The organism is Aliivibrio sp. EL58 (assembly GCF_900312675.1).
Classification (GTDB): Bacteria; Pseudomonadota; Gammaproteobacteria; order Enterobacterales; family Vibrionaceae; genus Aliivibrio.
Genome location: NZ_OMPC01000002.1, coordinates 1 through 21,740 on the forward strand (window position 1 = coordinate 1; position 21,740 = coordinate 21,740).

Below are 21,740 nucleotides of genomic sequence, written 5' to 3' on the forward strand. Positions count from 1 at the left end.
CTACATGTACTGGTGTTGAAATGTTCCGTAAACTGCTTGACGAAGGTCGTGCTGGTGAGAACGTTGGTGCACTTCTACGTGGTACTAAGCGTGATGACGTTGAACGTGGCCAAGTACTTGCTGCTAAAGGTTCAATCAACCCACACACTAAATTTGAGTCAGAAGTATACGTTCTTTCTAAAGATGAAGGCGGCCGTCATACTCCTTTCTTCAAAGGCTACCGTCCACAGTTCTACTTCCGTACAACGGATGTAACTGGTGATATCACACTTCCTGAAGGTGTTGAAATGGTAATGCCTGGTGACAACGTTCAAATGACGGTTGAGCTAATCGCTCCAATCGCTATGGACGAAGGTCTACGCTTCGCAATCCGTGAAGGTGGCCGTACAGTTGGTGCTGGTGTTGTTGCTAAAATCTTCGCTTAATAGCTAAAGATTTTGCGATAAATCGCATGACTAAAAAAAAGGGAAGCTTAGGCTTCCCTTTTTGTTGCCTGTAAGAAAAGACTATACGCTTTGCTAACTAGAAAACTTTGCGCTAGACACCATAAGAGGAAGTCAGGTCTAGCCCTACCAATAATAAGATTTAATTAACTTATGTTAGTATTCATTTGATGTGTTGAAATGAAAATCTTATTAAAAGAGGGGAGTTATATGTTTGCTTTTTCTCTTATAGTTTCTAGTTAGCAAAGCGTATCGTTTCTAGTCATAATTTTTTTCGTTTGTTTTTCAAACAATGCTTGCAACTGAAAGTGTGATCTGTATAATGCAACGCACTGGCTTAAGTCGGTTGTGAACCAATGAGCAGCGAGGAAAGTGCTGATTCCTACAGAGTAGGGTTAGTACTTAGAATGAATACTCAGCTTATGTTCGCGGTTAACATTATTAGACTTTATCTTTTGATTCGTCATCAGTTAAATTCTAATATAAGTTAACTGACAATGTGTCCTAATTTTGGACCTATGGTTTCACATAAATCAATCGCGTTCTCTCGTCTTATCGAGACTGAATGGCGATATTGTTTGTGTATTTATTATTGGAGCTCTGTCTCATGCAGAACCAACGTATACGTATCCGCCTAAAAGCTTTCGATTACAAACTAATCGATCAGTCTACAGCGGAAATCGTTGAAACAGCTAAGCGCACTGGCGCTCAGGTTCGTGGTCCTATTCCACTACCTACTCGTAAAGAGCGTTTTACTGTTCTTACTTCTCCTCACGTTAACAAAGACGCACGTGACCAGTACGAAATTCGTACTCACAAGCGTTTAATCGACATTGTTGAGCCAACAGATAAAACTGTTGACGCACTAATGCGTTTAGACCTTGCTGCTGGCGTTGATGTTCAAATTAGCCTAGGTTAAGGGGAGATTATTATGATTGGTCTAGTCGGTCGTAAAGTGGGCATGACCCGCATCTTTACCGAAGAAGGCGTTTCTATCCCAGTAACTGTTGTTGAAGTTGAAGTTAACCGTGTTTCACAAGTGAAAACTACTGAAACTGACGGCTACAACGCAATCCAAGTTACTTGTGGTTCTAAGAAAGCTAACCGCGTATCTAAGCCTGAAGCTGGTCACTTTGCGAAAGCAGGTGTTGAAGCAGGTCGCGGTCTTTGGGAATTCCGTTTAGAAAACGGTGAAGAATTCGCAGTTGGCGCTGAGCTAAGTGTTGAAATCTTTAACGAAATCAAAAAAGTAGACGTTACTGGTACATCTAAAGGTAAGGGTTTCCAAGGCGCTGTTAAGCGTTGGAACTTCGCTACTCAAGATATGACTCACGGTAACTCTTTGTCTCACCGTGCTCCGGGTTCAATTGGCCAATGTCAAACTCCAGGTCGCGTATTTAAAGGCAAAAAAATGGCAGGTCACATGGGTGCTGAGCGTTGTACTACTCAAAACCTAGAGATCGTACGTGTTGACGCTGAGCGCAATCTGCTTCTTATTAAAGGTGCAGTACCAGGCTCAACAGGTGGCAACGTGATCGTTAAACCAGCTGTTAAAGCATAACGTCTTAGGAGTATGTAATGGAACTTATGGTTAAAGGTGCTGCGGCACTAACTGTATCCGAAACTACTTTCGGACGTGAGTTTAACGAAGCTCTTGTACACCAAGTAGTTGTTGCTTATGCAGCAGGTGCTCGTCAAGGTACTCGCGCTCAAAAAACACGTTCAGAAGTATCTGGCGGTGGCGCTAAGCCATGGCGTCAAAAAGGTACAGGCCGAGCTCGTGCGGGTACTATTCGTAGCCCAATCTGGCGTTCAGGTGGTGTTACTTTTGCTGCGAAACCACAAGATCACAGCTTAAAAGTAAACAAAAAAATGTACCGCGGTGCTCTAAAGAGCATTCTTTCTGAGTTAGTTCGTCAAGATCGTTTGATCGTTGTTGAAGACTTCTCAATTGAAGCACCAAAGACTAAAGAGCTAGTTGCTAAGCTTAAAGAGCTTGAGCTTAACGATGTTCTTATCGTAACTGGCGAAGTAGACGAGAATCTATTCTTAGCTGCTCGTAACCTATATAAAGTTGACGCTCGTGACGTAGCTGGTATTGATCCAGTAAGTCTTGTTGCATTCAACAAGGTTCTAATGACTGCTGCTGCAGTTAAGCAAGTTGAGGAGATGCTGGCATGATCAGTGAAGAGCGTCTACTAAAAGTCCTACGTGGCCCACATATCTCTGAAAAAGCAACGATGGCTGCTGAAGGCAATAACACTATTGTTTTCAAAGTAGCAATCACTGCAACTAAGAAAGAGATTAAAGCAGCTGTAGAAAAGTTGTTTGAAGTTGAAGTTAAGTCTGTAAATACCCTTATCACTAAGGGCAAGACCAAACGTCAAGGTGCACGCCAAGGCCGTCGTTCAGACGTGAAAAAAGCGTACGTAATCTTGAAAGAAGGTCAAGACCTAGACTTCGTTGGCGGCGCGGAATAACAGGAGTAGTTAAAAATGGCTATTGTTAAATGTAAGCCGACTTCCCCTGGTCGTCGTCACGTTGTAAAAATCGTTAACGCTGACCTACATAAGGGTAAGCCATACGCACCTCTTTTAGAGAAAAACTCTAAATCTGGTGGTCGTAACAATAACGGTCGTATTACAGTACGTCACGTTGGTGGTGGTCATAAGCAACACTACCGTCTAATTGACTTTAAACGTACTAAAGATGGCATTCCAGCTATCGTTGAACGTTTAGAATACGATCCAAACCGTAGTGCAAATATTGCACTAGTTCTGTTCGCAGACGGTGAGCGTCGTTACATTATCGCATCAAAAGGTCTTAAAGCCGGCGATACAGTTCAATCAGGTGTTGATGCGCCAATCAAAGCAGGTAACTGCTTACCATTGCGCAACATCCCAGTAGGTTCTACTGTTCACTGTGTTGAATTAAAACCTGGTAAGGGCGCGCAAGTTGCACGTTCTGCTGGTGCATACGCACAAATCATTGCTCGTGATGGCGCTTACGTGACATTACGTCTACGCTCTGGTGAGATGCGTAAAGTTCTTTCTGAAGGTCGTGCGACTATCGGTGAAGTTGGTAACTCTGAACACATGCTACGTGAGCTAGGCAAAGCCGGTGCTACACGCTGGCGCGGTGTTCGTCCAACTGTACGTGGTGTTGCAATGAACCCAGTTGATCACCCACACGGTGGTGGTGAAGGTCGTACATCAGGCGGTCGTCACCCAGTATCACCTTGGGGTATGCCAACTAAGGGCTTCAAGACTCGTAAGAATAAATCTACTGACAAGTACATTGTACGTCGTCGTAACAAATAATCTATAAAGAGGAATCGCCATGCCACGTTCTCTCAAGAAAGGTCCTTTCATTGACCTGCACTTGCTGAAGAAGGTAGAGAAAGCGGTGGAAAGCGGAGACAAAAAGCCTATTAAGACTTGGTCCCGTCGTTCAATGATCATTCCAACTATGATCAACTTGACCATCGCTGTCCATAATGGTCGCCAGCATGTACCAGTTTTCGTTACAGAAGACATGATTGGTCACAAGCTGGGCGAATTTGCACCTACTCGTACTTATCGCGGCCATGCTGCAGATAAGAAAGCTAAAAAGCGTTAGGAGGTAGAATATGGAAGCTATTGCTAAACATCGTTTTGCCAGCATTTCTCCGCAGAAGGCTCGCTTAGTTGCGGACCAAATTCGTGGGAAATCAGTAGACCAAGCTCTTGAAATTCTTACTTTCAGCAACAAAAAAGCTGCAGTATTAATTAAAAAAGTTGTTGAGTCTGCTATCGCAAACGCTGAACACAACGAAGGTGCAGATATCGACGATCTTAATGTCGCTAAAATCTTCGTAGACGAAGGCCCTATCATGAAGCGTATTATGCCTCGTGCTAAAGGTCGTGCAGATCGCATCTTGAAGCGTTCAAGCCACATCACTATCGTTGTAGCTGATCGTTAAAGACTAGGAGATTAAGCAAATGGGTCAAAAAGTACATCCTAATGGTATTCGTCTTGGCATCGTTAAGCCTTGGAATGCTACGTGGTTTGCTAGTAGCCAAGAGTTCGCTGACAACCTAGACGGCGACTTCAAGGTACGTCAGTATCTTACTAAAGAACTGAAAAAAGCATCTCTATCTCGCATCGTTATCGAGCGTCCTGCTAAGAGCATCCGTGTGACTATTCACACAGCTCGTCCAGGCGTAGTAATCGGTAAGAAAGGTGAAGACGTAGAAAAACTACGCGCAGGCGTAGCTAAAATCGCAGGTGTTCCAGCGCAAATCAACATTGCAGAAGTTCGCAAGCCAGAGCTAGATGCTCAACTTGTAGCTGATAGCATTGCTTCTCAACTAGAACGTCGTGTTATGTTCCGTCGCGCTATGAAGCGTGCGGTACAAAATGCAATGCGTCTAGGCGCTCAAGGCATCAAAGTACAAGTAGGCGGCCGTCTTGGCGGTGCTGAAATCGCACGTTCTGAATGGTATCGTGAAGGTCGTGTACCTCTACATACTTTACGTGCTGACATTGATTACGCAACTTCTTCGGCTCACACTCAATACGGTGTGATCGGCGTTAAAGTTTGGATCTTCAAAGGTGAAGTTCTAGGCGGTATGCCAGCTGCTAACGCAGTAGAGCCTAAGGCTGACAAGCCTAAGAAGCAGCGTAGAAGCCGTAAGTAAGGAGCTGACTGATGCTACAACCAAAACGTACTAAGTTCCGTAAGGTTATGACTGGTCGTAACCGTGGTCTTGCTAAAGGTACTGAAGTGAGCTTCGGCGAATTCGGTCTTAAAGCTGTAGGCCGTGGTCGTCTAACTGCTCGTCAAATTGAAGCGGCACGTCGTGCTATGACGCGTCACATTAAGCGTCAAGGTCAAATCTGGATCCGTGTGTTCCCAGACAAACCTATCACAGAAAAACCGCTTGAAGTTCGTCAAGGTAAGGGTAAAGGTAACGTTGAGTACTGGGTAGCCCAAATCCAACCTGGAAAGGTTATGTACGAAATGAACGGCGTACCTGAAGAGTTGGCACGTGAAGCGTTCCGCCTAGCGGCACGTAAACTGCCTATCAAAACTACTTTTGTAACTAAGCAGGTGATGTGATGAAAGCACAAGATCTACGCGAGAAAAACGTTGAAGAGCTTAATGAAGAGCTTCTGAATTTGCTACGTGAACAGTTTAACTTGCGCATGCAAGCTGCGACTGGCCAACTACAGCAAACTCATACTCTGAAAGCTGTACGTCGTGATATCGCACGTGTTAAAACTTTACTGAATGAGAAGGCTGGCGCATAATGAGCGAGAAAATTCGTACTATGCAAGGTCGTGTAATTAGCGACAAGATGGACAAGTCTATTGTTGTTGCTATTGAACGCATGGTGAAACACCCGATCTACGGTAAATACATCAAGCGCACGACTAAGCTTCACGCACATGATGAAAACAACGAGTGTGGCCAAGGCGACCTAGTTGCGATTCGTGAATGTCGTCCACTGTCTAAGACTAAGTCTTGGACTCTGGTAAACATTATTGAAAAAGCAAAAGCTTAATTTTTGCTGATTCGATAGCGATACATGTAAGCAGCTCCAATAATTTTTTTTGGAGCTGTTTATTTTTTGACTACCTTTATTAAAAGAATGGTGATACACTCCCCATCCTCTTTTGAAGAGGCAGTCCGACCCGTGATGGGTCTATTTAAATATTTAGCGGAGCACTAACAATGATCCAAATGCAAAGTACACTTGACGCTGCAGATAACTCTGGCGCGCGCAAGGTAATGTGTATTAAGGTCCTGGGTGGCTCTCACCGCCGTTATGCACATATCGGAGACGTCATTAAAGTTACTGTTAAGGAAGCAATTCCTCGCGGTAAAGTTAAAAAAGGTGATGTTCTGAAGGCGGTAGTAGTGCGCACCCGTAAAGGCGTTCGTCGCCCAGACGGTTCTATCATTCGCTTTGACCGTAACGCTTGCGTATTGTTGAATGACACTACTGAGCAACCAGTCGGTACACGTATCTTTGGTCCAGTGACTCGTGAACTTCGTAATGCGAAATTCATGAAAATTGTTTCACTAGCACCAGAAGTTCTGTAAGGAGCGGTCAGATGGCAGCTAAAATCCGTCGTAATGACGAAGTAATCGTTCTTGTCGGTAAAGATAAAGGCAAGAAAGGTAAAGTAACTAAGGTTCTTGAAACTGGTAAAGTTATTGTTGAAGGTATCAACCTTGTGAAAAAGCACCAGAAGCCAGTTCCGGCTCTTGGTCAGCAAGGTGGTATTGTTGAGAAAGAAGCAGCAATTGATGCTTCTAACATCGCAATCTTCAACGAAGCAACTGGTAAAGCGGACCGTATCGGTTTCCGTTTTGAAGATGGTAAGAAAGTTCGTTTCTTTAAATCTAACGGCGAAACTGTTTCTAACTAATAGAAGTAATTTGGAGTTCTACTATGGCGAAACTGCATGATTACTACAAGTCGTCTGTAGTCGCTGAGCTTACCAAAGAGTTCAGCTACTCGAGCGTCATGCAAGTCCCTAGGGTTGAAAAAATTACCCTAAACATGGGTGTTGGTGAAGCAATCAACGATAAGAAACTACTAGAAAACGCTGCTGCCGATATGGCAATTATCTCTGGCCAAAAGCCATTGATTACAAAAGCACGTAAATCTGTAGCTGGTTTCAAAATCCGTGAAGGCTACCCAATCGGTTGTAAAGTAACCCTGCGTGGCGAACGTATGTGGGAATTCTTAGAGCGTTTAATCTCTATTGCACTTCCACGAGTACGTGATTTCCGTGGTGTTAGCGCTAAGTCTTTTGACGGACGCGGTAACTACAGCATGGGCGTTCGCGAGCAAATCATCTTCCCTGAGATCGACTATGATAAAGTTGATCGTGTACGCGGTCTTGATATTACTATCACGACGTCAGCGAATACAGATGCGGAAGGCCGAGCTCTGCTGACTGCCTTTAACTTCCCATTCCGTAAGTAAGGTGAAGGGTTACTGTTATGGCTAAAAAATCTATGAAAGCGCGTGAAGCTAAACGTGCAAAACTTGTATCACAGTTCGCTCAAAAGCGTGCTGCGTTAAAAGTTCTAATTAGCGATGTAAATGCTTCTGAAGAAGAGCGTTGGGATGCAGTTCTTAAATTGCAAGCTCTACCTCGTGATTCAAGTGCATCTCGTCAGCGTAATCGTTGCAACCAAACTGGTCGTCCACACGGTTACCTACGTAAATTCGGTTTAAGCCGTATTAAGGTTCGCGAAGCTTGCATGAAAGGCGAGATTCCGGGTCTTCGTAAGGCTAGCTGGTAATTGCCACTTAATCATTTGGAGTAAATCTTATGAGCATGCAAGATCCGATTTCGGATATGCTGACCCGCGTTCGCAACGGTCAATCAGCAAATAAAGTTGCTGTTAAAATGCCTTCTTCAAAGCTTAAAGTTGCAATTGCTGCACTACTTAAAGCTGAAGGCTACATCGCTGAATTCGCTGTTGAAGGCGAAATCAAACCTGAGCTAGAAATCACTCTTAAGTATTTCCAAGCTAAACCAGTTATCGAGCAAATCCAACGAGTTTCTCGTCCAGGTCTTCGTGTATACAAGAAGAACGACGCGTTACCATCTGTTATGGGTGGTCTTGGTATTGCTGTTGTTTCTACATCAAAAGGCCTTATGTCTGACCGCGCTGCGCGTAAAGCTGGTCTTGGTGGCGAAATTATCTGCTACGTAGCTTAATAGGAGTAGGATATGTCTCGTGTTGCTAAAGCACCTGTGGTTCTTCCTGCTGGCGTAGAAGTTAAACTGAACGGCCAGGAAATCACTCTTAAAGGTGGTAAAGGTGAACTAACTCGCGTACTTAACGACGCTGTAGTTGTTTCACAAGAAGATAACTCTATTGTATTTGGTCCACGCGAAGGCGTTGCCAATGCTTGGGCTCAAGCTGGTACAGCTCGTGCACTAGTAAACAATATGGTTATCGGTGTAAATGAAGGCTTTACTAAGAAGCTAATTCTTAAAGGTGTAGGTTACCGTGCTGCTATGAAAGGCAACTCTGTAGGCCTTACTCTTGGCTTCTCACACCCAGTAGAGCACGCTCTACCAGAAGGTATTAAAGCTGAATGTCCAACACAAACTGAGATCATTATTACTGGTTGCGATAAGCAAGTAGTAGGTCAAGTAGCTGCGGATATTCGTTCATACCGTCAACCTGAGCCTTATAAAGGTAAAGGTGTTCGTTACGCCGATGAAATCGTGCGTACTAAAGAAGCTAAGAAGAAGTAGGGTATCACTATGGATAAGAAAGCATCTCGCATCCGTCGTGCTACACGTGCACGTCGTAAGATTGCTGAACTGTGTGCAACTCGCCTTGTAGTACACCGTACTCCGCGTCATACGTACGCTCAGGTAATCGCACCAAACGGCTCAGAGGTTATCGCTGCCGCTTCTACTGTAGAAAAGGCAATCCGTGAGCAAATTGGAAGCACTAGCAACAAAGCTGCTGCTGAAGCAATTGGTAAACTAATTGCAGAGCGCGCTATCGAAAAAGGCATTACTAATGTTGCTTTCGATCGTTCTGGTTTCCAATACCACGGTCGAGTAGCGGCGCTAGCAGATTCTGCTCGCGAAGCTGGTCTGAAATTCTAAGGTAGGGTTGGAAGATGGCTAAAGAACAACAACAAGCTACAGATTTGAACGAAAAGCTAATTGCTGTTAACCGTGTTTCTAAAACGGTTAAAGGTGGTCGAATCTTTAGTTTTACTGCACTAACAGTTGTTGGTGACGGTAATGGTCGCGTAGGTTTCGGTTACGGCAAAGCTCGTGAAGTACCTGCAGCGATTCAAAAATCAATGGAAAAAGCACGTCGTAACATGTTTACGATTGCACTTAACGAAGGTACTCTTCACCACTCTGTTAAAGGTCGCCACACTGGTTCTAAAGTGTACATGCAACCTGCTTCAGAAGGTACAGGTATCATCGCAGGTGGTGCTATGCGTGCAGTGTTAGAAGTTGTGGGTGTCCGCAACGTACTAGCTAAAGCTTATGGCTCTACTAACCCAATCAACGTTGTTCGTGCAACGATTGCGGGTCTAAGTAGCGTTAAGTCACCTGAAATGGTAGCTGCTAAGCGTGGTCTAACTGTTGAATCTATTTCGGAGTAAGTACCATGTCTAAAACTATCAAAGTAACTCAGACTAAAAGCTCTATTGGTCGCCTACCTAAGCACGTATTGTGTCTTAAAGGTCTAGGTCTACGTCGCATCAACCATACAGTAGAAGTTGAAGATACACCGTGTAACCGCGGTATGATCAACAAAGTTCACTATATGGTTAAGATTGAGGAGTAATCAGTAATGCGTTTGAATACTCTATCACCGGCTGCTGGCTCTAACGCTTCTAAGAAGCGCGTAGGTCGCGGTATCGGTTCAGGCCTAGGTAAAACTGGTGGCCGTGGTCACAAAGGCCAAAAATCACGTTCTGGCGGTAAAGTTCGTGTTGGTTTCGAAGGTGGTCAAATGCCTCTGAAACAACGTCTACCTAAATTTGGCTTTACTTCACGTAAGAGCCTAGTAACTGCAGAGGTTCGTTTAAGCGAACTTGCTAAAGTTGAAGGTAACGTTATCGATCTAAACAGCCTTAAAGCTGCTAACGTAATCACTAAGAACATTGTGTTCGCGAAAGTTGTACTTTCTGGTGAAATCGCTACTGCTGTAACTGTTAAAGGTCTACGCGTAACGAAAGGCGCTAAAGCTGCGATTGAAGCTGCAGGCGGTAAGATCGAGGAATAATCCTCGAAGGATGAGGTACAATGGCAAAGAAACCAGGAAAAGAAGTAAATAGTGCTCAGAGCGGCCTAGCTGAACTGAAATCGCGTCTGTTATTTGTTATAGGTGCGCTTTTAGTGTTCCGAGCAGGCTCATTTGTGCCAATTCCTGGGATTGACGCTGCTGTCCTTGCTGATCTTTTCGAACAGCAGCAGGGTACTATCATTGAACTGTTTAACATGTTCTCTGGTGGTGCACTGTCGCGTGCCTCAATTCTTGCTCTAGGTATTATGCCGTATATTTCGGCATCTATCGTTGTTCAACTGTTAACAGTTGTTCATCCACCTCTAGCAGAATTGAAAAAAGAAGGTGAGTCTGGTCGTCGTAAGATTAATCAGTACACACGTTATGGCACCTTGGTTCTGGCTACATTCCAAGCAATTGGTATTGCAACCGGTCTACCAAGCATGATTCCAGGGTTAGTTTCTAACCCTGACATGATGTTCTATCTGACAGCTACAGTAAGTTTAGTAACTGGTACCATGTTCTTAATGTGGTTAGGTGAACAAATTACTGAGCGTGGCATCGGTAACGGTATATCTTTGATTATTTTCACAGGTATCGTTGCAGGTTTACCACCAGCTATTGGTGAAACGATCCAGCAGGCGCGTCAAGGTGAACTGCACGTGCTTCTTCTATTACTAATTGCAGTGTTATCGTTTGCAGTTATCTACTTTGTTGTGTTCATGGAGCGTGGTCAACGTCGTATCGTCGTTAACTATGCGAAGCGTCAGCAAGGCCGTAAGGTATTTGCAGCACAAAGTACTCACTTGCCACTTAAAATTAATATGGCTGGTGTGATACCTGCAATATTTGCATCTAGTATTATACTATTCCCTGGGACATTGGCTCAGTGGTTTGGTGGTAATGGTGAAGGAACATTCGGTTGGTTAACTGATGTTTCCATGGCGTTAAGCCCTGGTCAGCCATTATATGTAATGCTTTATGCAGCAGCAATTATCTTCTTCTGTTTCTTCTATACAGCGCTGGTATTTAACCCGCGTGAAACAGCTGATAACTTGAAGAAGTCTGGTGCATTCGTACCCGGAATCCGCCCAGGTGAACAGACTACGAAATATATTGATAAAGTTATGACCCGTTTAACCTTAGCTGGTGCGATGTATATTACCTTTATCTGTCTGATCCCTGAGTTTATGATGATTGCATGGAATGTTCGCTTCTATTTTGGCGGTACTTCCCTACTAATCGTAGTTGTAGTTATCATGGACTTTATGGCACAGGTTCAGACTCATCTGATGTCTCAGCAGTATGAGTCCGTTTTGAAGAAAGCTAATCTGAAAGGCTATGGCCGTTAATTTCAGATCCATTTACGGAGTTTAGCAATGAAAGTTCGTGCTTCCGTTAAGAAAATCTGCCGCAACTGTAAAGTTATTAAGCGCAACGGTGTTGTGCGTATAATTTGTGTTGAACCAAAGCATAAACAACGCCAAGGTTAATTTAGCAGAAATTTTTACTTGATATATTAAGTTAGGCCGAGTATTATTCTCGGCCTACCTTTTGTGTGCAAAAGAAGTAGTTATAGCCGCAACGTATCCTCATCGGGCTTTGTTGTGGCTCTTCTTAAGAAAAAGTACTAGGAGTGAATAGTGGCCCGTATAGCAGGCATTAACATTCCTGATCATAAACACGCTGTAATTGCACTTACTGCAATTTACGGCATCGGTAAGACTCGCTCGCAAGCTATTTTAGCTGCAGTTGGTATTGCTGAAGATGTTAAGATCAGTGAACTGAATGATGAGCAGATTGATATTCTGCGTGATGGTGTTGCCAAATACACTGTAGAAGGCGACTTACGTCGTGAAGTATCGATGAACATCAAGCGTCTTATGGACCTTGGCTGTTATCGTGGTCTTCGTCACCGTCGCAGTCTACCGTTGCGTGGACAGCGTACTAAAACCAACGCACGTACCCGTAAAGGTCCGCGCAAGCCGATCAAAAGATAATCGGATAAGGTAGAGAGTACAATGGCAAAACAACCTACTCGCGCTCGTAAGCGCGTTCGTAAGCAAGTAGCGGATGGCGTAGCGCACATTCATGCTTCTTTCAACAACACAATCGTAACCATTACTGACCGTCAAGGTAATGCACTAGCTTGGGCTACTGCAGGTGGTTCTGGTTTCCGTGGTTCTCGTAAATCTACTCCGTTTGCTGCACAAGTTGCTGCTGAGCGTTGTGGTGAAATGGCCAAAGAATATGGCGTTAAGAACCTTGAAGTTATGGTTAAGGGCCCTGGTCCTGGTCGTGAGTCAACTATCCGTGCGTTAAACGCTGCTGGATACCGCATCACAAACATCGTTGATGCTACTCCGATCCCTCATAACGGTTGTCGTCCACCTAAGAAACGTCGCGTTTAAGTTTCGTTTCTAGGAATATTGGAGAAAGAACATGGCAAGATATTTGGGTCCTAAGCTGAAGCTTAGCCGTCGCGAAGGCACTGATTTATTCCTTAAATCAGGCGTACGTGCGATCGATACCAAGTGTAAGATCGATAACGCTCCAGGTGTACACGGCGCTCGTCGCGGTCGTCTATCTGAATATGGCGTTCAGCTTCGTGAGAAGCAAAAAGTTCGTCGTATGTATGGCGTACTAGAAAAACAATTCCGTAACTACTACAAAGATGCTGCTCGTATTAAAGGCAACACAGGTGAAAACCTACTTCAACTTCTTGAAGGTCGTCTAGATAACGTAGTTTACCGCATGGGCTTTGGCGCTACACGTGCTGAATCTCGTCAACTAGTTAGCCATAAGTCTATTCTAGTTAATGGTAAAGTAGTTAACGTTCCTTCTTTCAAAGTTGCGGCTAACGACGTTGTTTCAATTCGTGAAAAAGCTAAACAGCAATCACGTATTAAAGCTGCTCTAGAAGTTGCTGAACAACGCGAAAAACCAACTTGGATTGAAGTAGATGCTGGCAAAATGGAAGGTACGTTTAAGCGTCTTCCTGAACGTTCTGATTTGTCTGCCGACATCAACGAACACTTGATCGTCGAGCTTTACTCTAAGTAAAGCTTCAATATAGAGAGGACACAATGCAGGGTTCTGTAACAGAATTTCTAAAGCCGCGTCTAGTTGACATTGAACAAGTTAGCCAGACTCACGCAAAAGTAACTCTTGAGCCGTTAGAGCGTGGTTTTGGCCACACTCTAGGTAACGCTCTACGTCGTATTTTACTATCTTCAATGCCGGGTTGTGCCGTAACTGAAGTAGAAATCGAAGGCGTATTACATGAGTACAGCACCAAAGAAGGTGTTCAGGAAGATATCCTTGAAATCCTTCTAAACCTTAAAGGCCTTGCCGTTAAGGTTGAGGGTAAAGATGAAGTTATCATTACTCTTAACAAGTCTGGTGCAGGCCCTGTTGTTGCAGGTGACATCACCCATGATGGTGATGTTGAGATTGCGAACCCAGAGCATGTAATCTGCCACTTAACTGATGACAATGCTGAAATCAGCATGAGAATCAAGGTAGAGCGTGGTCGCGGCTATGTACCATCAACAGCGCGTATTCATAATGAAGAAGATGAGCGTCCAATCGGTCGTTTGCTTATCGATGCAACTTACAGCCCAGTAGATAAAATATCTTATGCGGTTGAAGCGGCTCGTGTTGAGCAACGTACTGACTTAGACAAGCTTGTTATCGATATGGAAACAAACGGTACGCTTGATCCTGAGGAAGCTATCCGTCGTGCAGCTACTATTTTAGCTGAACAACTGGATGCATTTGTAGATCTTCGTGATGTACGAGTTCCTGAAGAGAAAGAAGAAAAGCCAGAGTTCGATCCGATCCTACTGCGTCCTGTAGACGATCTTGAACTAACGGTTCGCTCTGCTAACTGTTTGAAAGCAGAAGCGATTCACTACATTGGTGATCTGGTGCAGCGCACTGAGGTTGAGCTACTTAAAACGCCAAACCTTGGTAAGAAATCTTTAACTGAAATTAAAGATGTTCTAGCTTCACGTGGTCTTTCTTTAGGCATGCGCCTAGAGAACTGGCCACCAGCGTCTATCGCTGAAGATTAATCAGTTCACTAATTATCTAGTTAGAAGGATTAGGTCATGCGCCATCGTAAGAGTGGTCGTCAACTCAACCGCAACAGCAGCCACCGTAAAGCTATGTTTAGCAATATGGCTTGCTCTTTGGTTCGTCACGAGATTATCAAGACGACTGTACCAAAAGCAAAAGAGCTTCGCCGTGTAGTTGAGCCTTTGATTACATTAGCTAAGACAGACAGTGTTGCTAACCGTCGTCTAGCATTTGCTCGCACTCGTGATAACGAAGTTGTAGCAAAACTATTTACCGAGTTAGGTCCACGCTTTGCACAACGTGCTGGTGGTTACACTCGTATTCTGAAGTGCGGTTTCCGTACAGGCGATAAAGCACCAATGGCATACATTGAGCTTGTAGATCGTCCAGAAGTAGAAGCTGCAGCTGAGTAATCAGTAAGTAGTTTCACAAAAAAACCGAGTCTTAGGACTCGGTTTTTTTATATTCTGAATTTAATACCTATGCCAGTAATTATCTAATTAATTACACAAGTATAAGAAAAATTATTTCTGCCATTCAGTAAGAAAATTATGAACCTTATCAACCATATTGCTAGAGCCAACAAAGAATGGTACTCGTTGATGTAATTCGGTTGGTTTAAGATCTAGAATTCTCGTTTCCCCATCTGTCGCTTTCCCTCCAGCTTCTTCAATTAGCATTGCCATTGGATTACATTCATAAAGTAATCGTAATTTCCCGTTTGGATAAGCCTGCGTACTTGGGTATAGATAAATACCACCTTTCAGTAAGTTTCTGTGGAAATCAGCAACCAGTGAACCGATATAACGCGAGGTATAAGGACGATTCTCTTCAGGACAGATTTCTTGGCAGTATTTTAGATATTGTTTTACGCCTTCAGGGAAACGAATGTAATTGCCTTCGTTAATGGAATAAATATTACCATCTTGTGGAATTTTCATATCTTCATGAGATAAGCAGAACACACCTAAAGATGGATCATAAGTAAAGCCGTGAACCCCATTACCCGTACTATAAACAAGCATGGTTGATGAGCCATAAATAATATAACCAGCGGCGACTTGTTGGCTTCCTGGTTGAAGAAAGTCTTCTTCGGTCGGTGGTGTTCCAATCGGTGATATACGGCGATAAATAGAGAAAATAGTTCCGACAGAGACGTTAACATCAATATTTGATGAGCCATCCAATGGGTCCATTAATACTACGTATTTTGCGTCTTTGTTTAGCGCCTTGTTAAAAGCAACGGCTTCGTCTTCTTCTTCACTTGCGACACCGCAAACTTGGCCACGGTTTTCTAATGCCGCTTTGAATTTATCATTGGCATACAGATCCAATTTTTGCTGTTGCTCACCTTGAATATTTTCTTCACCAGAAGCACCAGTGATATCAACAAGCCCTGCTTTATTTATTTCGCGGTTAACAATTTTAGCTGCCAACTTAATTGAACCAATAAGTGAGGAAAGCTCTCCGCTTGCGTGAGGAAAGTCATGCTGCTTAGCAACAATAAACTCACCTAGGGTTCTCATTTCAGACATAGTTATTCCTTTATTCTCTGTTATTAGATATCAACGATAAGTAGGGTTAGGTACTGATTTATTTTTACAGTAGTTGTGTTACTGTTTGCTGTAATTCATTCTATAGCATAGAACTTTTTAAGAGTATTGAAGTAACTCTGTATCGGGATTACTCACTTAATTTAATATAAGACGGTTTTTATTATGCATATTCACATTCTTGGTATTTGCGGCACTTTTATGGGTGGCGCTGCGACATTAGCTCGCCAACTTGGACACAAGGTTACTGGATGCGATGCTAACGTGTATCCTCCAATGAGTACGTTATTAGAATCTCAAGGTATTGAGATCATCCAAGGCTTTGACCCAAGCCAGTTAGACCCTGCGCCAGACCTTGTTGTGATTGGTAATGCAATGAGTCGCGGGAACCCGTGCGTTGAATATGTATTGGATAAGAATCTGAAATACACCTCAGGACCACAATGGCTTCAAGAGTTCTTATTACAAGATCGTTGGGTAATGGCAGTTGCAGGAACGCATGGTAAAACGACCACTGCAAGTATGCTTACATGGGTACTTGAAGAGTGTGGTTATAAACCTGGTTTCTTAGTCGGTGGTGTACTTGGTAACTTTGGTGAATCGGCTCGTTTAGGCGAAAGCATGTTTTTTGTCGTAGAAGCGGATGAATATGACAGTGCTTTTTTTGATAAGCGTTCTAAGTTCGTTCATTACCGCCCGAGAACTCTTGTGTTGAATAACCTTGAATTTGATCATGCCGATATTTTTGACGATCTTGCAGCTATTCAGCGTCAGTTCCATCATTTAATTAGAACTGTTCCAAGTACGGGGCGTATTTTTGCACCAAAACAAGATAACCCACTAGAGCAAGTGCTAGCGCAAGGTTGTTGGAGTGAACTTGAATTTACCGGTGAAGATGGTCAATGGAAAGCGATTAAACTTGAGAAAGATGGCAGTCAATTCGAGGTTTATTTTGAAGGCGAGAAAGTAGGACAAGTAAATTGGGATCTCGTCGGCGATCATAATGTCAGTAACGCATTGATGGTTGTCGCTTCAGCTCGTCATGTGGGAGTCACTCCTGATTTAGCTTGTGAAGCGTTAGGTAAGTTTATTAATACTAAGCGTCGTCTAGAGTTTAAAGGCGAAGTAAATGGAGTCATTGTGTATGATGATTTTGCTCATCACCCAACAGCGATTGATCTAACGCTAGGTGGCTTACGTAATAAAGTGGGCGATAAGAAAATTATTGCGGTACTAGAGCCTCGTTCAAGCACCATGAAATTAGGCGTTCACAAAGATACGTTGGCGGCTTCTCTACATGCAGCAGATTCGGTTTATCTTTTCCAGCCAGATAATATCACTTGGTCGGTAGATGATGTTGCTCAACAATGCACTCAGCCCGCTTATACCCATAATGATATTGACTGCTTTGTTGATATGATTGTGGCCGAAGCACAACCAGGTGATCAAATATTAGTCATGAGTAATGGTGGTTTTGAAGGCATTCACGGTAAATTACTTGATAAGTTGAGCCAATAAATGAAATCCAAAAAGAAAGCGATCACATTAGCTATGACAGGAGCCTCTGGTGCTCCTTATGGACTCCGTCTATTAGAGTGTCTATTGGCCGCGGACTATCATGTTTACTTTCTTATCTCCTCGGCAGCTCGTGTGGTGATGGCAACAGAGCATGATCTGAAGTTACCAAGTGGTCCTGATGCGATGAAAGCGGCACTGGTTGAGCATCTTGGTTGTAATGCTGATAATTTAACGGTTTGTGGTAAAGAGGATTGGTTCTCACCAGTCGCTTCTGGATCAGCAGCACCAAAGCAAATGATAGTGTGCCCGTGCTCTGCAGGTAGTGTTGCTTCTATTGCTCATGGTATTTCGGATAACTTGATAGAGCGGGCTGCGGATGTGGTGTTAAAAGAGCGTGGTCAATTAATTCTTGTTGTCCGAGAAACTCCATTTTCAACGCTGCATTTAGAAAATATGTTAAAGCTCTCTCAAATTGGTGCGACGATCATGCCTGCCGCGCCTGGTTTTTATCATCAACCAAAGTCGATTGAAGATTTAATTGATTTTATGGTTGCTCGAATATTAGATCATTTAGGTATGGATCAAGGATTAGTCCCTCGCTGGGGTTACGATCACCGTTGATATAATGAACGAGTCTAGAGAAAACCTCTGGCTCATTGCTTGATTCACACATACAATATGGCCTCTCATCGGGGAGCAACCGATATCAACTAGTTATCTAGAGTGGTATTCGCTGAGATTAGTAAGCATTGGATAATGCTCGCTTAAACCCGTACTACCTGACTCAGATAATGCTGGCGTAGGGATTGAGATGACATCCTCTTAGAGAATATCACCTTAATTCTGTGCCGCTCAAAAGGATGTAAGCGCACACAATGAACACTCTTTCTATTTCCTCTCCATTTAAACTATTGCCGACAGCGTTAGCTATCGTCGCGGCGTCTTCTTTTTCTGTTTCTGCTGCAGATACAGAGACTCTAACCGTTTATACCTACGACTCTTTTGCGGCTGATTGGGGACCAGGACCAACGATTGAAGCGGCTTTTGAAGCTCAATGTGGCTGTGATTTAAAATTAGTGGCACTTGATGATGGTGTTTCTATCTTGAATCGACTTCGGTTAGAAGGGAACAATGCCAAAGCAGATGTGGTGTTAGGTTTAGATAATAACTTAATGGCAGAAGCGAAGGCGACAGGGTTATTGGCTCAGCATCAAGTGAATACGGATTCTGTTACTTTACCAGGTGGTTGGAATGACACGACATTTGTTCCTTATGATTTCGGTTATTTTGCGTTTGTTTATAATAAAGAAAAAGTAGCAAATCCGCCAAAAAGCTTAAAAGAGTTAGTCGAGCAGCGCGATGATCTAAAAGTAATTTATCAAGATCCACGAACCTCGACACCTGGACAGGGATTATTACTGTGGATGAAGTCTGTTTATGGTGATGAAGCACCACAAGCGTGGAAGCAACTCGCTAAGAAAACGGTCACAGTAACCAAAGGTTGGTCTGAAGCTTACAGTATGTTCCTAGAAGGCGAGTCTGATTTGGTTTTGTCTTATACGACTTCTCCAGCGTATCATTTGATTGCTGAAAAAGACGATAGATTTGCCGCGGCTAATTTTTCTGAAGGTCACTACACTCAAGTAGAAGTGGCAGCGAAAGTAAAAAATACTCAACATAATAAACTGGCTGATGAGTTCCTTACCTTTATTTTAACTGATAAGTTTCAATCAGCGATGCCAACAGGTAACTGGATGTACCCTGTGACCGATGTCGCTTTGCCTGAGGGTTTTGATAGCTTAACTGTGCCGAGTAAAGCTCTGTCATTTGATTCACAAGCGATTTCACAACAACGTAAATCATGGATCCGTGAGTGGCAACACGCCCTGACATTCTAATTTGAAATAAGGGGCACCGTTGTGCTCCTTTCTTTTGGCAGTTATGAAAAATACCTCTTCTTATCATTCAGTTCCTTTATTGGGCTATTTAATCGCGATTGTCATTATTGGCTTTGTTGGCGGAGCGATCAGTGCTCTGCTTTTAGAATCGCCAAGTTTGGATTTAAGTCTCGTTTGGTCAGACCCTTATTATCGCTATATTACTCAGTTCAGTTTATACCAAGCATTCCTTTCTACTGTATTTAGTATCAGTTTTGCGATCCCTACAGCGTATGCCTTATCACGACGTCAGTTTAAAGGACGAGGCTTACTACTGAAGCTTTGTGCAACCACACTTGTGCTTCCTGTATTAGTGGGTGTTTTTGGTTTACTTTCTATTTATGGAAATAGCGGCTTAATCGCTGATCTATTTCAATGGTTTGGTTATTCTCTGCCATTTTCAATTTATGGCTTAAATGGCATTTTACTCGCGCATGTTTTTTTCAATTACCCTTTCGCTACTCGGTTGTTTCTACAAAGTTTGGATTCTATTCCTACAGAGCAACATCAACTTTCGGCTCATTTAGGGTTAACGGGTTGGAGTAAATACCGATTGGTGGCATGGCCGAGAATTAAGCAGCAATTACCTCATGTCGCTGGCCTCGTATTCATGCTTTGCTTCACTAGTTTTGCTACGGTAATGGCATTAGGTGGCGGTCCAAAATCAACCACGATTGAATTGGCAATATATCAGGCGATCAAGTTTGATTTTGATTTGCAGGCGGGCGCTATTTTAGCCTTATGGCAGATGTTGCTATGTGGCGTACTTTCTTTATCAATTCAACGTTTTTCTAAATCGGTTGCTGTTGACTCGGCATCCATTTCTCAAGCAGTGCTGTATCAAGATTCAACCCAAGAAAAGTGGTGGGACAGAGGGTGGATTATATTACTGATACTCTTTTTATTACCGCCGCTACTGATGGTGGTGCTTAGTGGTTTAAATTCTGAATTTATGACGGTGTTTAGTTCATCTGATTTCTGGTTAGCGTTAGTAAACTCATTAATAGTGGCTTTAGGGGCTGCGGTATTAGCAATGATATTTGGTGTTATCTTGTTGCATACAACTCGTGCGTTGAGATTAAAACAGAAGCGATTATGGGCTGATAAATTAGATCTGATAGGAACGATGATCTTAGTGACTCCGGGCTTGGTGATCAGTACTGGGTTATTTTTATTACTCAGAAATGTGACCGATGTGTTTTCTATTGCGATTTGGATAGTGGTCGTCGTGAATGCACTGATGGCTTTGCCGTATGTGATAAAAACACTCGCGCAGCCTCTGTTGCATATTGCGCAACAATATCAATTATTATCAGCAAGCTTAGGTCTTTATGGCTTTACTCGTTTTCGATTGATTGAATGGAGGGCATTAAGAAAGCCAATGGCTCATGCATTTGCGATTGCCTTTATTATGTCGATTGGTGATTTAAGTGCGATTGCTTTGTTTGGCAGTCAAGAGTTTAGAACCTTGCCTTTGTATCTGTTTCAATTATTAGGTAGCTATCAAATGGAAGCCGCCGCAGTGGTCTCCTTAAGTTTATTGCTATTAAGTGTTGGTGTATTTGGCGTGGTGGAGTGGTTATTCTCTTCTAAACATAATCATAAAGGTGAAGCGTAATGCTGAGTTTTTCGGATGTAAAATATCGTTATCATTCAGAATTATTTGAATTTGATTTAGATGTAAAACAAGGTGATGCTGTCGCTGTTCTTGGTCCTAGTGGGGCAGGGAAGAGTACCTTGTTGAGTTTATTGGCAGGATTCATCAATCCAGAATCGGGTGATATCACGATCAATAACACGTCGTTACTATCAAAAGCGCCACATCAGCGTCCATTATCGATGCTATTTCAAGAGCACAACTTATTTGCTCATCTCTCGATTGCCGATAACATTGGTTTAGGTATTAAAGCGAATTTGCGCTTAAGTGAGACCGAGAAAGAGCAAGTTATTCATGCTGCTCAACAAGTCGGGGTCGATGAATTATTACATCGTTTACCTGAACAGTTATCTGGTGGGCAAAAACAACGGGTAGCATTAGCTCGATGTTTAGTACAAAAAAAGCCAGTATTGCTATTGGACGAACCTTTTTCTGCACTGGACCCTATGTTGCGTGAAGAGATGATTTCTTTAATCAATCAACTCATTAAATCTCAGAATCTTACGGTGATGATGGTGACTCATAGTTTGCAGGATGCAAAAGCACTGGCCTCTCATTACGCCTTTGTGTGTGAGCATAAAATATTGAGTTCTGGAAAAGTATCTGAACTAACAACGCAAGATAATCCGCCGCAAGTAGAGCGATACTTGCAAGCGGTTAAGTAAACTTTTTCCTCTCAAATTGGGTATAATCTACTACACTCAGTTTTATGATAAATAGGCGTGACCTATGTGCTGTCATACAGTAACATTAGCGCCCTTTTGAACCTCGCCTTAA

The 21,740-nt window shown here is 43.1% G+C and carries 35 protein-coding genes and 1 riboswitch; of the genes, 34 read left to right on the forward strand and 1 reads right to left on the reverse strand.

What is annotated here, in order from left to right:
• The 29 genes from ED622_RS04930 to rplQ all read left to right on the forward strand — a co-directional run.
• The coding region (locus tag ED622_RS04930) for an EF-Tu/IF-2/RF-3 family GTPase (protein ID WP_371413429.1) at positions 1 to 425 on the forward strand (425 nt) is incomplete at its 5' end.
• Positions 426 to 1,050: 625 nt separating this feature from the next.
• The gene (gene rpsJ, locus ED622_RS04935; RefSeq protein ID WP_005417222.1) at positions 1,051 to 1,362 is read left to right on the forward strand and encodes a 30S ribosomal protein S10; all 312 of its coding nucleotides are present in this window, start codon (positions 1,051 to 1,053) and stop codon (positions 1,360 to 1,362) included.
• Positions 1,363 to 1,374: 12 nt separating this feature from the next.
• Positions 1,375 to 2,004 (forward strand): 50S ribosomal protein L3, encoded by a 630-nt coding sequence (gene rplC / locus ED622_RS04940; RefSeq protein WP_122032862.1) that lies wholly within the window; start codon positions 1,375 to 1,377, stop codon positions 2,002 to 2,004.
• A gap of 17 nt (positions 2,005 to 2,021) precedes the next feature.
• Positions 2,022 to 2,624 (forward strand): 50S ribosomal protein L4, encoded by a 603-nt coding sequence (gene rplD, locus ED622_RS04945; protein WP_012549151.1) that lies wholly within the window; start codon positions 2,022 to 2,024, stop codon positions 2,622 to 2,624.
• Positions 2,621 to 2,923 carry a 50S ribosomal protein L23 gene (gene rplW / locus ED622_RS04950; RefSeq protein WP_045103052.1) on the forward strand — a complete coding sequence of 101 codons (303 nt, stop codon included), beginning with the start codon at positions 2,621 to 2,623 and terminating at the stop codon, positions 2,921 to 2,923. Before rplD ends, rplW begins: the two co-directional genes overlap by 4 nt.
• A 15-nt stretch (positions 2,924 to 2,938) precedes the next feature.
• Positions 2,939 to 3,763, forward strand: a complete 825-nt coding sequence (gene rplB, locus ED622_RS04955) for a 50S ribosomal protein L2 (RefSeq protein WP_122032863.1) — start codon at positions 2,939 to 2,941, stop codon at positions 3,761 to 3,763.
• 19 nt (positions 3,764 to 3,782) lie between these two features.
• Positions 3,783 to 4,061: a 30S ribosomal protein S19 gene (gene rpsS, locus ED622_RS04960; RefSeq protein ID WP_012549154.1), complete on the forward strand. Its 279-nt coding sequence runs from the start codon at positions 3,783 to 3,785 to the stop codon at positions 4,059 to 4,061.
• 10 nt (positions 4,062 to 4,071) lie between these two features.
• Positions 4,072 to 4,404, forward strand: a complete 333-nt coding sequence (rplV, locus tag ED622_RS04965; RefSeq protein WP_045103050.1) for a 50S ribosomal protein L22 — start codon at positions 4,072 to 4,074, stop codon at positions 4,402 to 4,404.
• A gap of 19 nt (positions 4,405 to 4,423) precedes the next feature.
• Entirely contained in the window at positions 4,424 to 5,122 is a 699-nt protein-coding gene (gene rpsC / locus ED622_RS04970) for a 30S ribosomal protein S3 (protein WP_065592270.1), read from the forward strand.
• An 11-nt stretch (positions 5,123 to 5,133) separates the two neighbouring features.
• Positions 5,134 to 5,544 (forward strand): 50S ribosomal protein L16, encoded by a 411-nt coding sequence (rplP, locus tag ED622_RS04975; RefSeq protein WP_045103048.1) that lies wholly within the window; start codon positions 5,134 to 5,136, stop codon positions 5,542 to 5,544.
• Entirely contained in the window at positions 5,544 to 5,735 is a 192-nt protein-coding gene (gene rpmC / locus ED622_RS04980; protein WP_005417238.1) for a 50S ribosomal protein L29, read from the forward strand. Before rplP ends, rpmC begins: the two co-directional genes overlap by 1 nt.
• Positions 5,735 to 5,989, forward strand: coding sequence for a 30S ribosomal protein S17 (gene rpsQ / locus ED622_RS04985; RefSeq protein WP_105056813.1), 255 nt, complete (start codon positions 5,735 to 5,737; stop codon positions 5,987 to 5,989). The genes rpmC and rpsQ overlap by 1 nt, the downstream gene beginning before the upstream one ends.
• A 170-nt stretch (positions 5,990 to 6,159) precedes the next feature.
• Complete coding sequence (rplN, locus tag ED622_RS04990) at positions 6,160 to 6,531, forward strand: 50S ribosomal protein L14 (protein ID WP_012549159.1); 372 nt, start codon at positions 6,160 to 6,162, stop codon at positions 6,529 to 6,531.
• A gap of 11 nt (positions 6,532 to 6,542) precedes the next feature.
• On the forward strand, positions 6,543 to 6,860 hold the full coding sequence (gene rplX / locus ED622_RS04995) for a 50S ribosomal protein L24 (protein WP_122032864.1): 318 nt from the start codon (positions 6,543 to 6,545) through the stop codon (positions 6,858 to 6,860).
• Positions 6,861 to 6,883: 23 nt separating this feature from the next.
• Complete coding sequence (rplE, locus tag ED622_RS05000; protein WP_045103044.1) at positions 6,884 to 7,423, forward strand: 50S ribosomal protein L5; 540 nt, start codon at positions 6,884 to 6,886, stop codon at positions 7,421 to 7,423.
• A gap of 17 nt (positions 7,424 to 7,440) precedes the next feature.
• Positions 7,441 to 7,746: a 30S ribosomal protein S14 gene (gene rpsN / locus ED622_RS05005; RefSeq protein WP_045103043.1), complete on the forward strand. Its 306-nt coding sequence runs from the start codon at positions 7,441 to 7,443 to the stop codon at positions 7,744 to 7,746.
• A gap of 29 nt (positions 7,747 to 7,775) precedes the next feature.
• Positions 7,776 to 8,168, forward strand: coding sequence for a 30S ribosomal protein S8 (gene rpsH / locus ED622_RS05010; RefSeq protein WP_045103042.1), 393 nt, complete (start codon positions 7,776 to 7,778; stop codon positions 8,166 to 8,168).
• Between the two features lie 12 nt (positions 8,169 to 8,180).
• The gene (gene rplF / locus ED622_RS05015; protein WP_122032865.1) at positions 8,181 to 8,714 is read left to right on the forward strand and encodes a 50S ribosomal protein L6; all 534 of its coding nucleotides are present in this window, start codon (positions 8,181 to 8,183) and stop codon (positions 8,712 to 8,714) included.
• 9 nt (positions 8,715 to 8,723) lie between these two features.
• Entirely contained in the window at positions 8,724 to 9,077 is a 354-nt protein-coding gene (rplR, locus tag ED622_RS05020) for a 50S ribosomal protein L18 (protein WP_122032866.1), read from the forward strand.
• A 14-nt stretch (positions 9,078 to 9,091) separates the two neighbouring features.
• Positions 9,092 to 9,592, forward strand: coding sequence for a 30S ribosomal protein S5 (gene rpsE, locus ED622_RS05025; protein WP_045103039.1), 501 nt, complete (start codon positions 9,092 to 9,094; stop codon positions 9,590 to 9,592).
• A 5-nt stretch (positions 9,593 to 9,597) separates the two neighbouring features.
• Complete coding sequence (rpmD, locus tag ED622_RS05030) at positions 9,598 to 9,777, forward strand: 50S ribosomal protein L30 (protein WP_122032867.1); 180 nt, start codon at positions 9,598 to 9,600, stop codon at positions 9,775 to 9,777.
• Between the two features lie 6 nt (positions 9,778 to 9,783).
• Positions 9,784 to 10,218, forward strand: a complete 435-nt coding sequence (gene rplO / locus ED622_RS05035; RefSeq protein ID WP_122032868.1) for a 50S ribosomal protein L15 — start codon at positions 9,784 to 9,786, stop codon at positions 10,216 to 10,218.
• A gap of 20 nt (positions 10,219 to 10,238) precedes the next feature.
• Entirely contained in the window at positions 10,239 to 11,570 is a 1,332-nt protein-coding gene (gene secY, locus ED622_RS05040) for a preprotein translocase subunit SecY (RefSeq protein WP_122032869.1), read from the forward strand.
• Between the two features lie 27 nt (positions 11,571 to 11,597).
• Entirely contained in the window at positions 11,598 to 11,711 is a 114-nt protein-coding gene (rpmJ, locus tag ED622_RS05045; protein ID WP_044583162.1) for a 50S ribosomal protein L36, read from the forward strand.
• Positions 11,712 to 11,861: 150 nt separating this feature from the next.
• Positions 11,862 to 12,218 (forward strand): 30S ribosomal protein S13, encoded by a 357-nt coding sequence (gene rpsM, locus ED622_RS05050; protein ID WP_122032870.1) that lies wholly within the window; start codon positions 11,862 to 11,864, stop codon positions 12,216 to 12,218.
• A 21-nt stretch (positions 12,219 to 12,239) separates the two neighbouring features.
• Positions 12,240 to 12,629, forward strand: a complete 390-nt coding sequence (rpsK, locus tag ED622_RS05055; protein WP_005303517.1) for a 30S ribosomal protein S11 — start codon at positions 12,240 to 12,242, stop codon at positions 12,627 to 12,629.
• A 31-nt stretch (positions 12,630 to 12,660) separates the two neighbouring features.
• Positions 12,661 to 13,281 (forward strand): 30S ribosomal protein S4, encoded by a 621-nt coding sequence (rpsD, locus tag ED622_RS05060; RefSeq protein ID WP_045103035.1) that lies wholly within the window; start codon positions 12,661 to 12,663, stop codon positions 13,279 to 13,281.
• Positions 13,282 to 13,304: 23 nt separating this feature from the next.
• Positions 13,305 to 14,294 carry a DNA-directed RNA polymerase subunit alpha gene (rpoA, locus tag ED622_RS05065; RefSeq protein ID WP_122032871.1) on the forward strand — a complete coding sequence of 330 codons (990 nt, stop codon included), beginning with the start codon at positions 13,305 to 13,307 and terminating at the stop codon, positions 14,292 to 14,294.
• Between the two features lie 36 nt (positions 14,295 to 14,330).
• Positions 14,331 to 14,711, forward strand: coding sequence for a 50S ribosomal protein L17 (rplQ, locus tag ED622_RS05070; RefSeq protein WP_012549173.1), 381 nt, complete (start codon positions 14,331 to 14,333; stop codon positions 14,709 to 14,711).
• 111 nt (positions 14,712 to 14,822) lie between these two features.
• Here rplQ and fbp read toward each other — a convergent pair whose 3' ends face one another.
• Entirely contained in the window at positions 14,823 to 15,833 is a 1,011-nt protein-coding gene (gene fbp, locus ED622_RS05075; protein ID WP_122032872.1) for a class 1 fructose-bisphosphatase, read from the reverse strand.
• 183 nt (positions 15,834 to 16,016) lie between these two features.
• On the opposite strand from fbp, the gene mpl reads away from it, so the two are divergent.
• From mpl to thiQ, 5 genes are all read left to right on the forward strand, one after another.
• Positions 16,017 to 17,369, forward strand: a complete 1,353-nt coding sequence (gene mpl / locus ED622_RS05080; RefSeq protein ID WP_122032873.1) for a UDP-N-acetylmuramate:L-alanyl-gamma-D-glutamyl-meso-diaminopimelate ligase — start codon at positions 16,017 to 16,019, stop codon at positions 17,367 to 17,369.
• The gene (locus ED622_RS05085) at positions 17,370 to 17,990 is read left to right on the forward strand and encodes a flavin prenyltransferase UbiX (protein ID WP_122032874.1); all 621 of its coding nucleotides are present in this window, start codon (positions 17,370 to 17,372) and stop codon (positions 17,988 to 17,990) included. It begins immediately after the preceding gene.
• A gap of 59 nt (positions 17,991 to 18,049) precedes the next feature.
• Positions 18,050 to 18,192, forward strand: a riboswitch (TPP riboswitch).
• 52 nt (positions 18,193 to 18,244) lie between these two features.
• Positions 18,245 to 19,267, forward strand: coding sequence for a thiamine ABC transporter substrate binding subunit (gene thiB / locus ED622_RS05090; protein WP_122032875.1), 1,023 nt, complete (start codon positions 18,245 to 18,247; stop codon positions 19,265 to 19,267).
• A 43-nt stretch (positions 19,268 to 19,310) separates the two neighbouring features.
• Complete coding sequence (gene thiP / locus ED622_RS05095) at positions 19,311 to 20,924, forward strand: thiamine/thiamine pyrophosphate ABC transporter permease ThiP (protein WP_122032876.1); 1,614 nt, start codon at positions 19,311 to 19,313, stop codon at positions 20,922 to 20,924.
• Complete coding sequence (thiQ, locus tag ED622_RS05100; RefSeq protein ID WP_122032877.1) at positions 20,924 to 21,628, forward strand: thiamine ABC transporter ATP-binding protein; 705 nt, start codon at positions 20,924 to 20,926, stop codon at positions 21,626 to 21,628. Before thiP ends, thiQ begins: the two co-directional genes overlap by 1 nt.
• The last annotated feature ends 112 nt before the right edge of the window (positions 21,629 to 21,740 follow it).

Coding starts and splice junctions, on each gene's coding strand:
- rpsN (WP_045103043.1), top strand. CDS start 7,441: ATGGCTAAAAAATCTATGAAAGCGCGTGAAGCTAAACGTGCAAAACTT.
- secY (WP_122032869.1), top strand. CDS start 10,239: ATGGCAAAGAAACCAGGAAAAGAAGTAAATAGTGCTCAGAGCGGCCTA.
- rplO (WP_122032868.1), top strand. CDS start 9,784: ATGCGTTTGAATACTCTATCACCGGCTGCTGGCTCTAACGCTTCTAAG.
- mpl (WP_122032873.1), top strand. CDS start 16,017: ATGCATATTCACATTCTTGGTATTTGCGGCACTTTTATGGGTGGCGCT.
- rpsC (WP_065592270.1), top strand. CDS start 4,424: ATGGGTCAAAAAGTACATCCTAATGGTATTCGTCTTGGCATCGTTAAG.
- rplQ (WP_012549173.1), top strand. CDS start 14,331: ATGCGCCATCGTAAGAGTGGTCGTCAACTCAACCGCAACAGCAGCCAC.
- rpmJ (WP_044583162.1), top strand. CDS start 11,598: ATGAAAGTTCGTGCTTCCGTTAAGAAAATCTGCCGCAACTGTAAAGTT.
- rplW (WP_045103052.1), top strand. CDS start 2,621: ATGATCAGTGAAGAGCGTCTACTAAAAGTCCTACGTGGCCCACATATC.
- rpmC (WP_005417238.1), top strand. CDS start 5,544: ATGAAAGCACAAGATCTACGCGAGAAAAACGTTGAAGAGCTTAATGAA.
- rplN (WP_012549159.1), top strand. CDS start 6,160: ATGATCCAAATGCAAAGTACACTTGACGCTGCAGATAACTCTGGCGCG.
- rplE (WP_045103044.1), top strand. CDS start 6,884: ATGGCGAAACTGCATGATTACTACAAGTCGTCTGTAGTCGCTGAGCTT.
- thiP (WP_122032876.1), top strand. CDS start 19,311: ATGAAAAATACCTCTTCTTATCATTCAGTTCCTTTATTGGGCTATTTA.
- rpsS (WP_012549154.1), top strand. CDS start 3,783: ATGCCACGTTCTCTCAAGAAAGGTCCTTTCATTGACCTGCACTTGCTG.
- rpsH (WP_045103042.1), top strand. CDS start 7,776: ATGAGCATGCAAGATCCGATTTCGGATATGCTGACCCGCGTTCGCAAC.
- rpmD (WP_122032867.1), top strand. CDS start 9,598: ATGTCTAAAACTATCAAAGTAACTCAGACTAAAAGCTCTATTGGTCGC.
- rplB (WP_122032863.1), top strand. CDS start 2,939: ATGGCTATTGTTAAATGTAAGCCGACTTCCCCTGGTCGTCGTCACGTT.
- rplX (WP_122032864.1), top strand. CDS start 6,543: ATGGCAGCTAAAATCCGTCGTAATGACGAAGTAATCGTTCTTGTCGGT.
- rpsQ (WP_105056813.1), top strand. CDS start 5,735: ATGAGCGAGAAAATTCGTACTATGCAAGGTCGTGTAATTAGCGACAAG.
- rpoA (WP_122032871.1), top strand. CDS start 13,305: ATGCAGGGTTCTGTAACAGAATTTCTAAAGCCGCGTCTAGTTGACATT.
- rplD (WP_012549151.1), top strand. CDS start 2,022: ATGGAACTTATGGTTAAAGGTGCTGCGGCACTAACTGTATCCGAAACT.
- rplF (WP_122032865.1), top strand. CDS start 8,181: ATGTCTCGTGTTGCTAAAGCACCTGTGGTTCTTCCTGCTGGCGTAGAA.
- rpsK (WP_005303517.1), top strand. CDS start 12,240: ATGGCAAAACAACCTACTCGCGCTCGTAAGCGCGTTCGTAAGCAAGTA.
- fbp (WP_122032872.1), bottom strand. CDS start 15,833: ATGTCTGAAATGAGAACCCTAGGTGAGTTTATTGTTGCTAAGCAGCAT.
- thiB (WP_122032875.1), top strand. CDS start 18,245: ATGAACACTCTTTCTATTTCCTCTCCATTTAAACTATTGCCGACAGCG.
- rpsE (WP_045103039.1), top strand. CDS start 9,092: ATGGCTAAAGAACAACAACAAGCTACAGATTTGAACGAAAAGCTAATT.
- rplV (WP_045103050.1), top strand. CDS start 4,072: ATGGAAGCTATTGCTAAACATCGTTTTGCCAGCATTTCTCCGCAGAAG.
- ED622_RS05085 (WP_122032874.1), top strand. CDS start 17,370: ATGAAATCCAAAAAGAAAGCGATCACATTAGCTATGACAGGAGCCTCT.
- rpsD (WP_045103035.1), top strand. CDS start 12,661: ATGGCAAGATATTTGGGTCCTAAGCTGAAGCTTAGCCGTCGCGAAGGC.
- thiQ (WP_122032877.1), top strand. CDS start 20,924: ATGCTGAGTTTTTCGGATGTAAAATATCGTTATCATTCAGAATTATTT.
- rpsJ (WP_005417222.1), top strand. CDS start 1,051: ATGCAGAACCAACGTATACGTATCCGCCTAAAAGCTTTCGATTACAAA.
- rplC (WP_122032862.1), top strand. CDS start 1,375: ATGATTGGTCTAGTCGGTCGTAAAGTGGGCATGACCCGCATCTTTACC.
- rplR (WP_122032866.1), top strand. CDS start 8,724: ATGGATAAGAAAGCATCTCGCATCCGTCGTGCTACACGTGCACGTCGT.
- rplP (WP_045103048.1), top strand. CDS start 5,134: ATGCTACAACCAAAACGTACTAAGTTCCGTAAGGTTATGACTGGTCGT.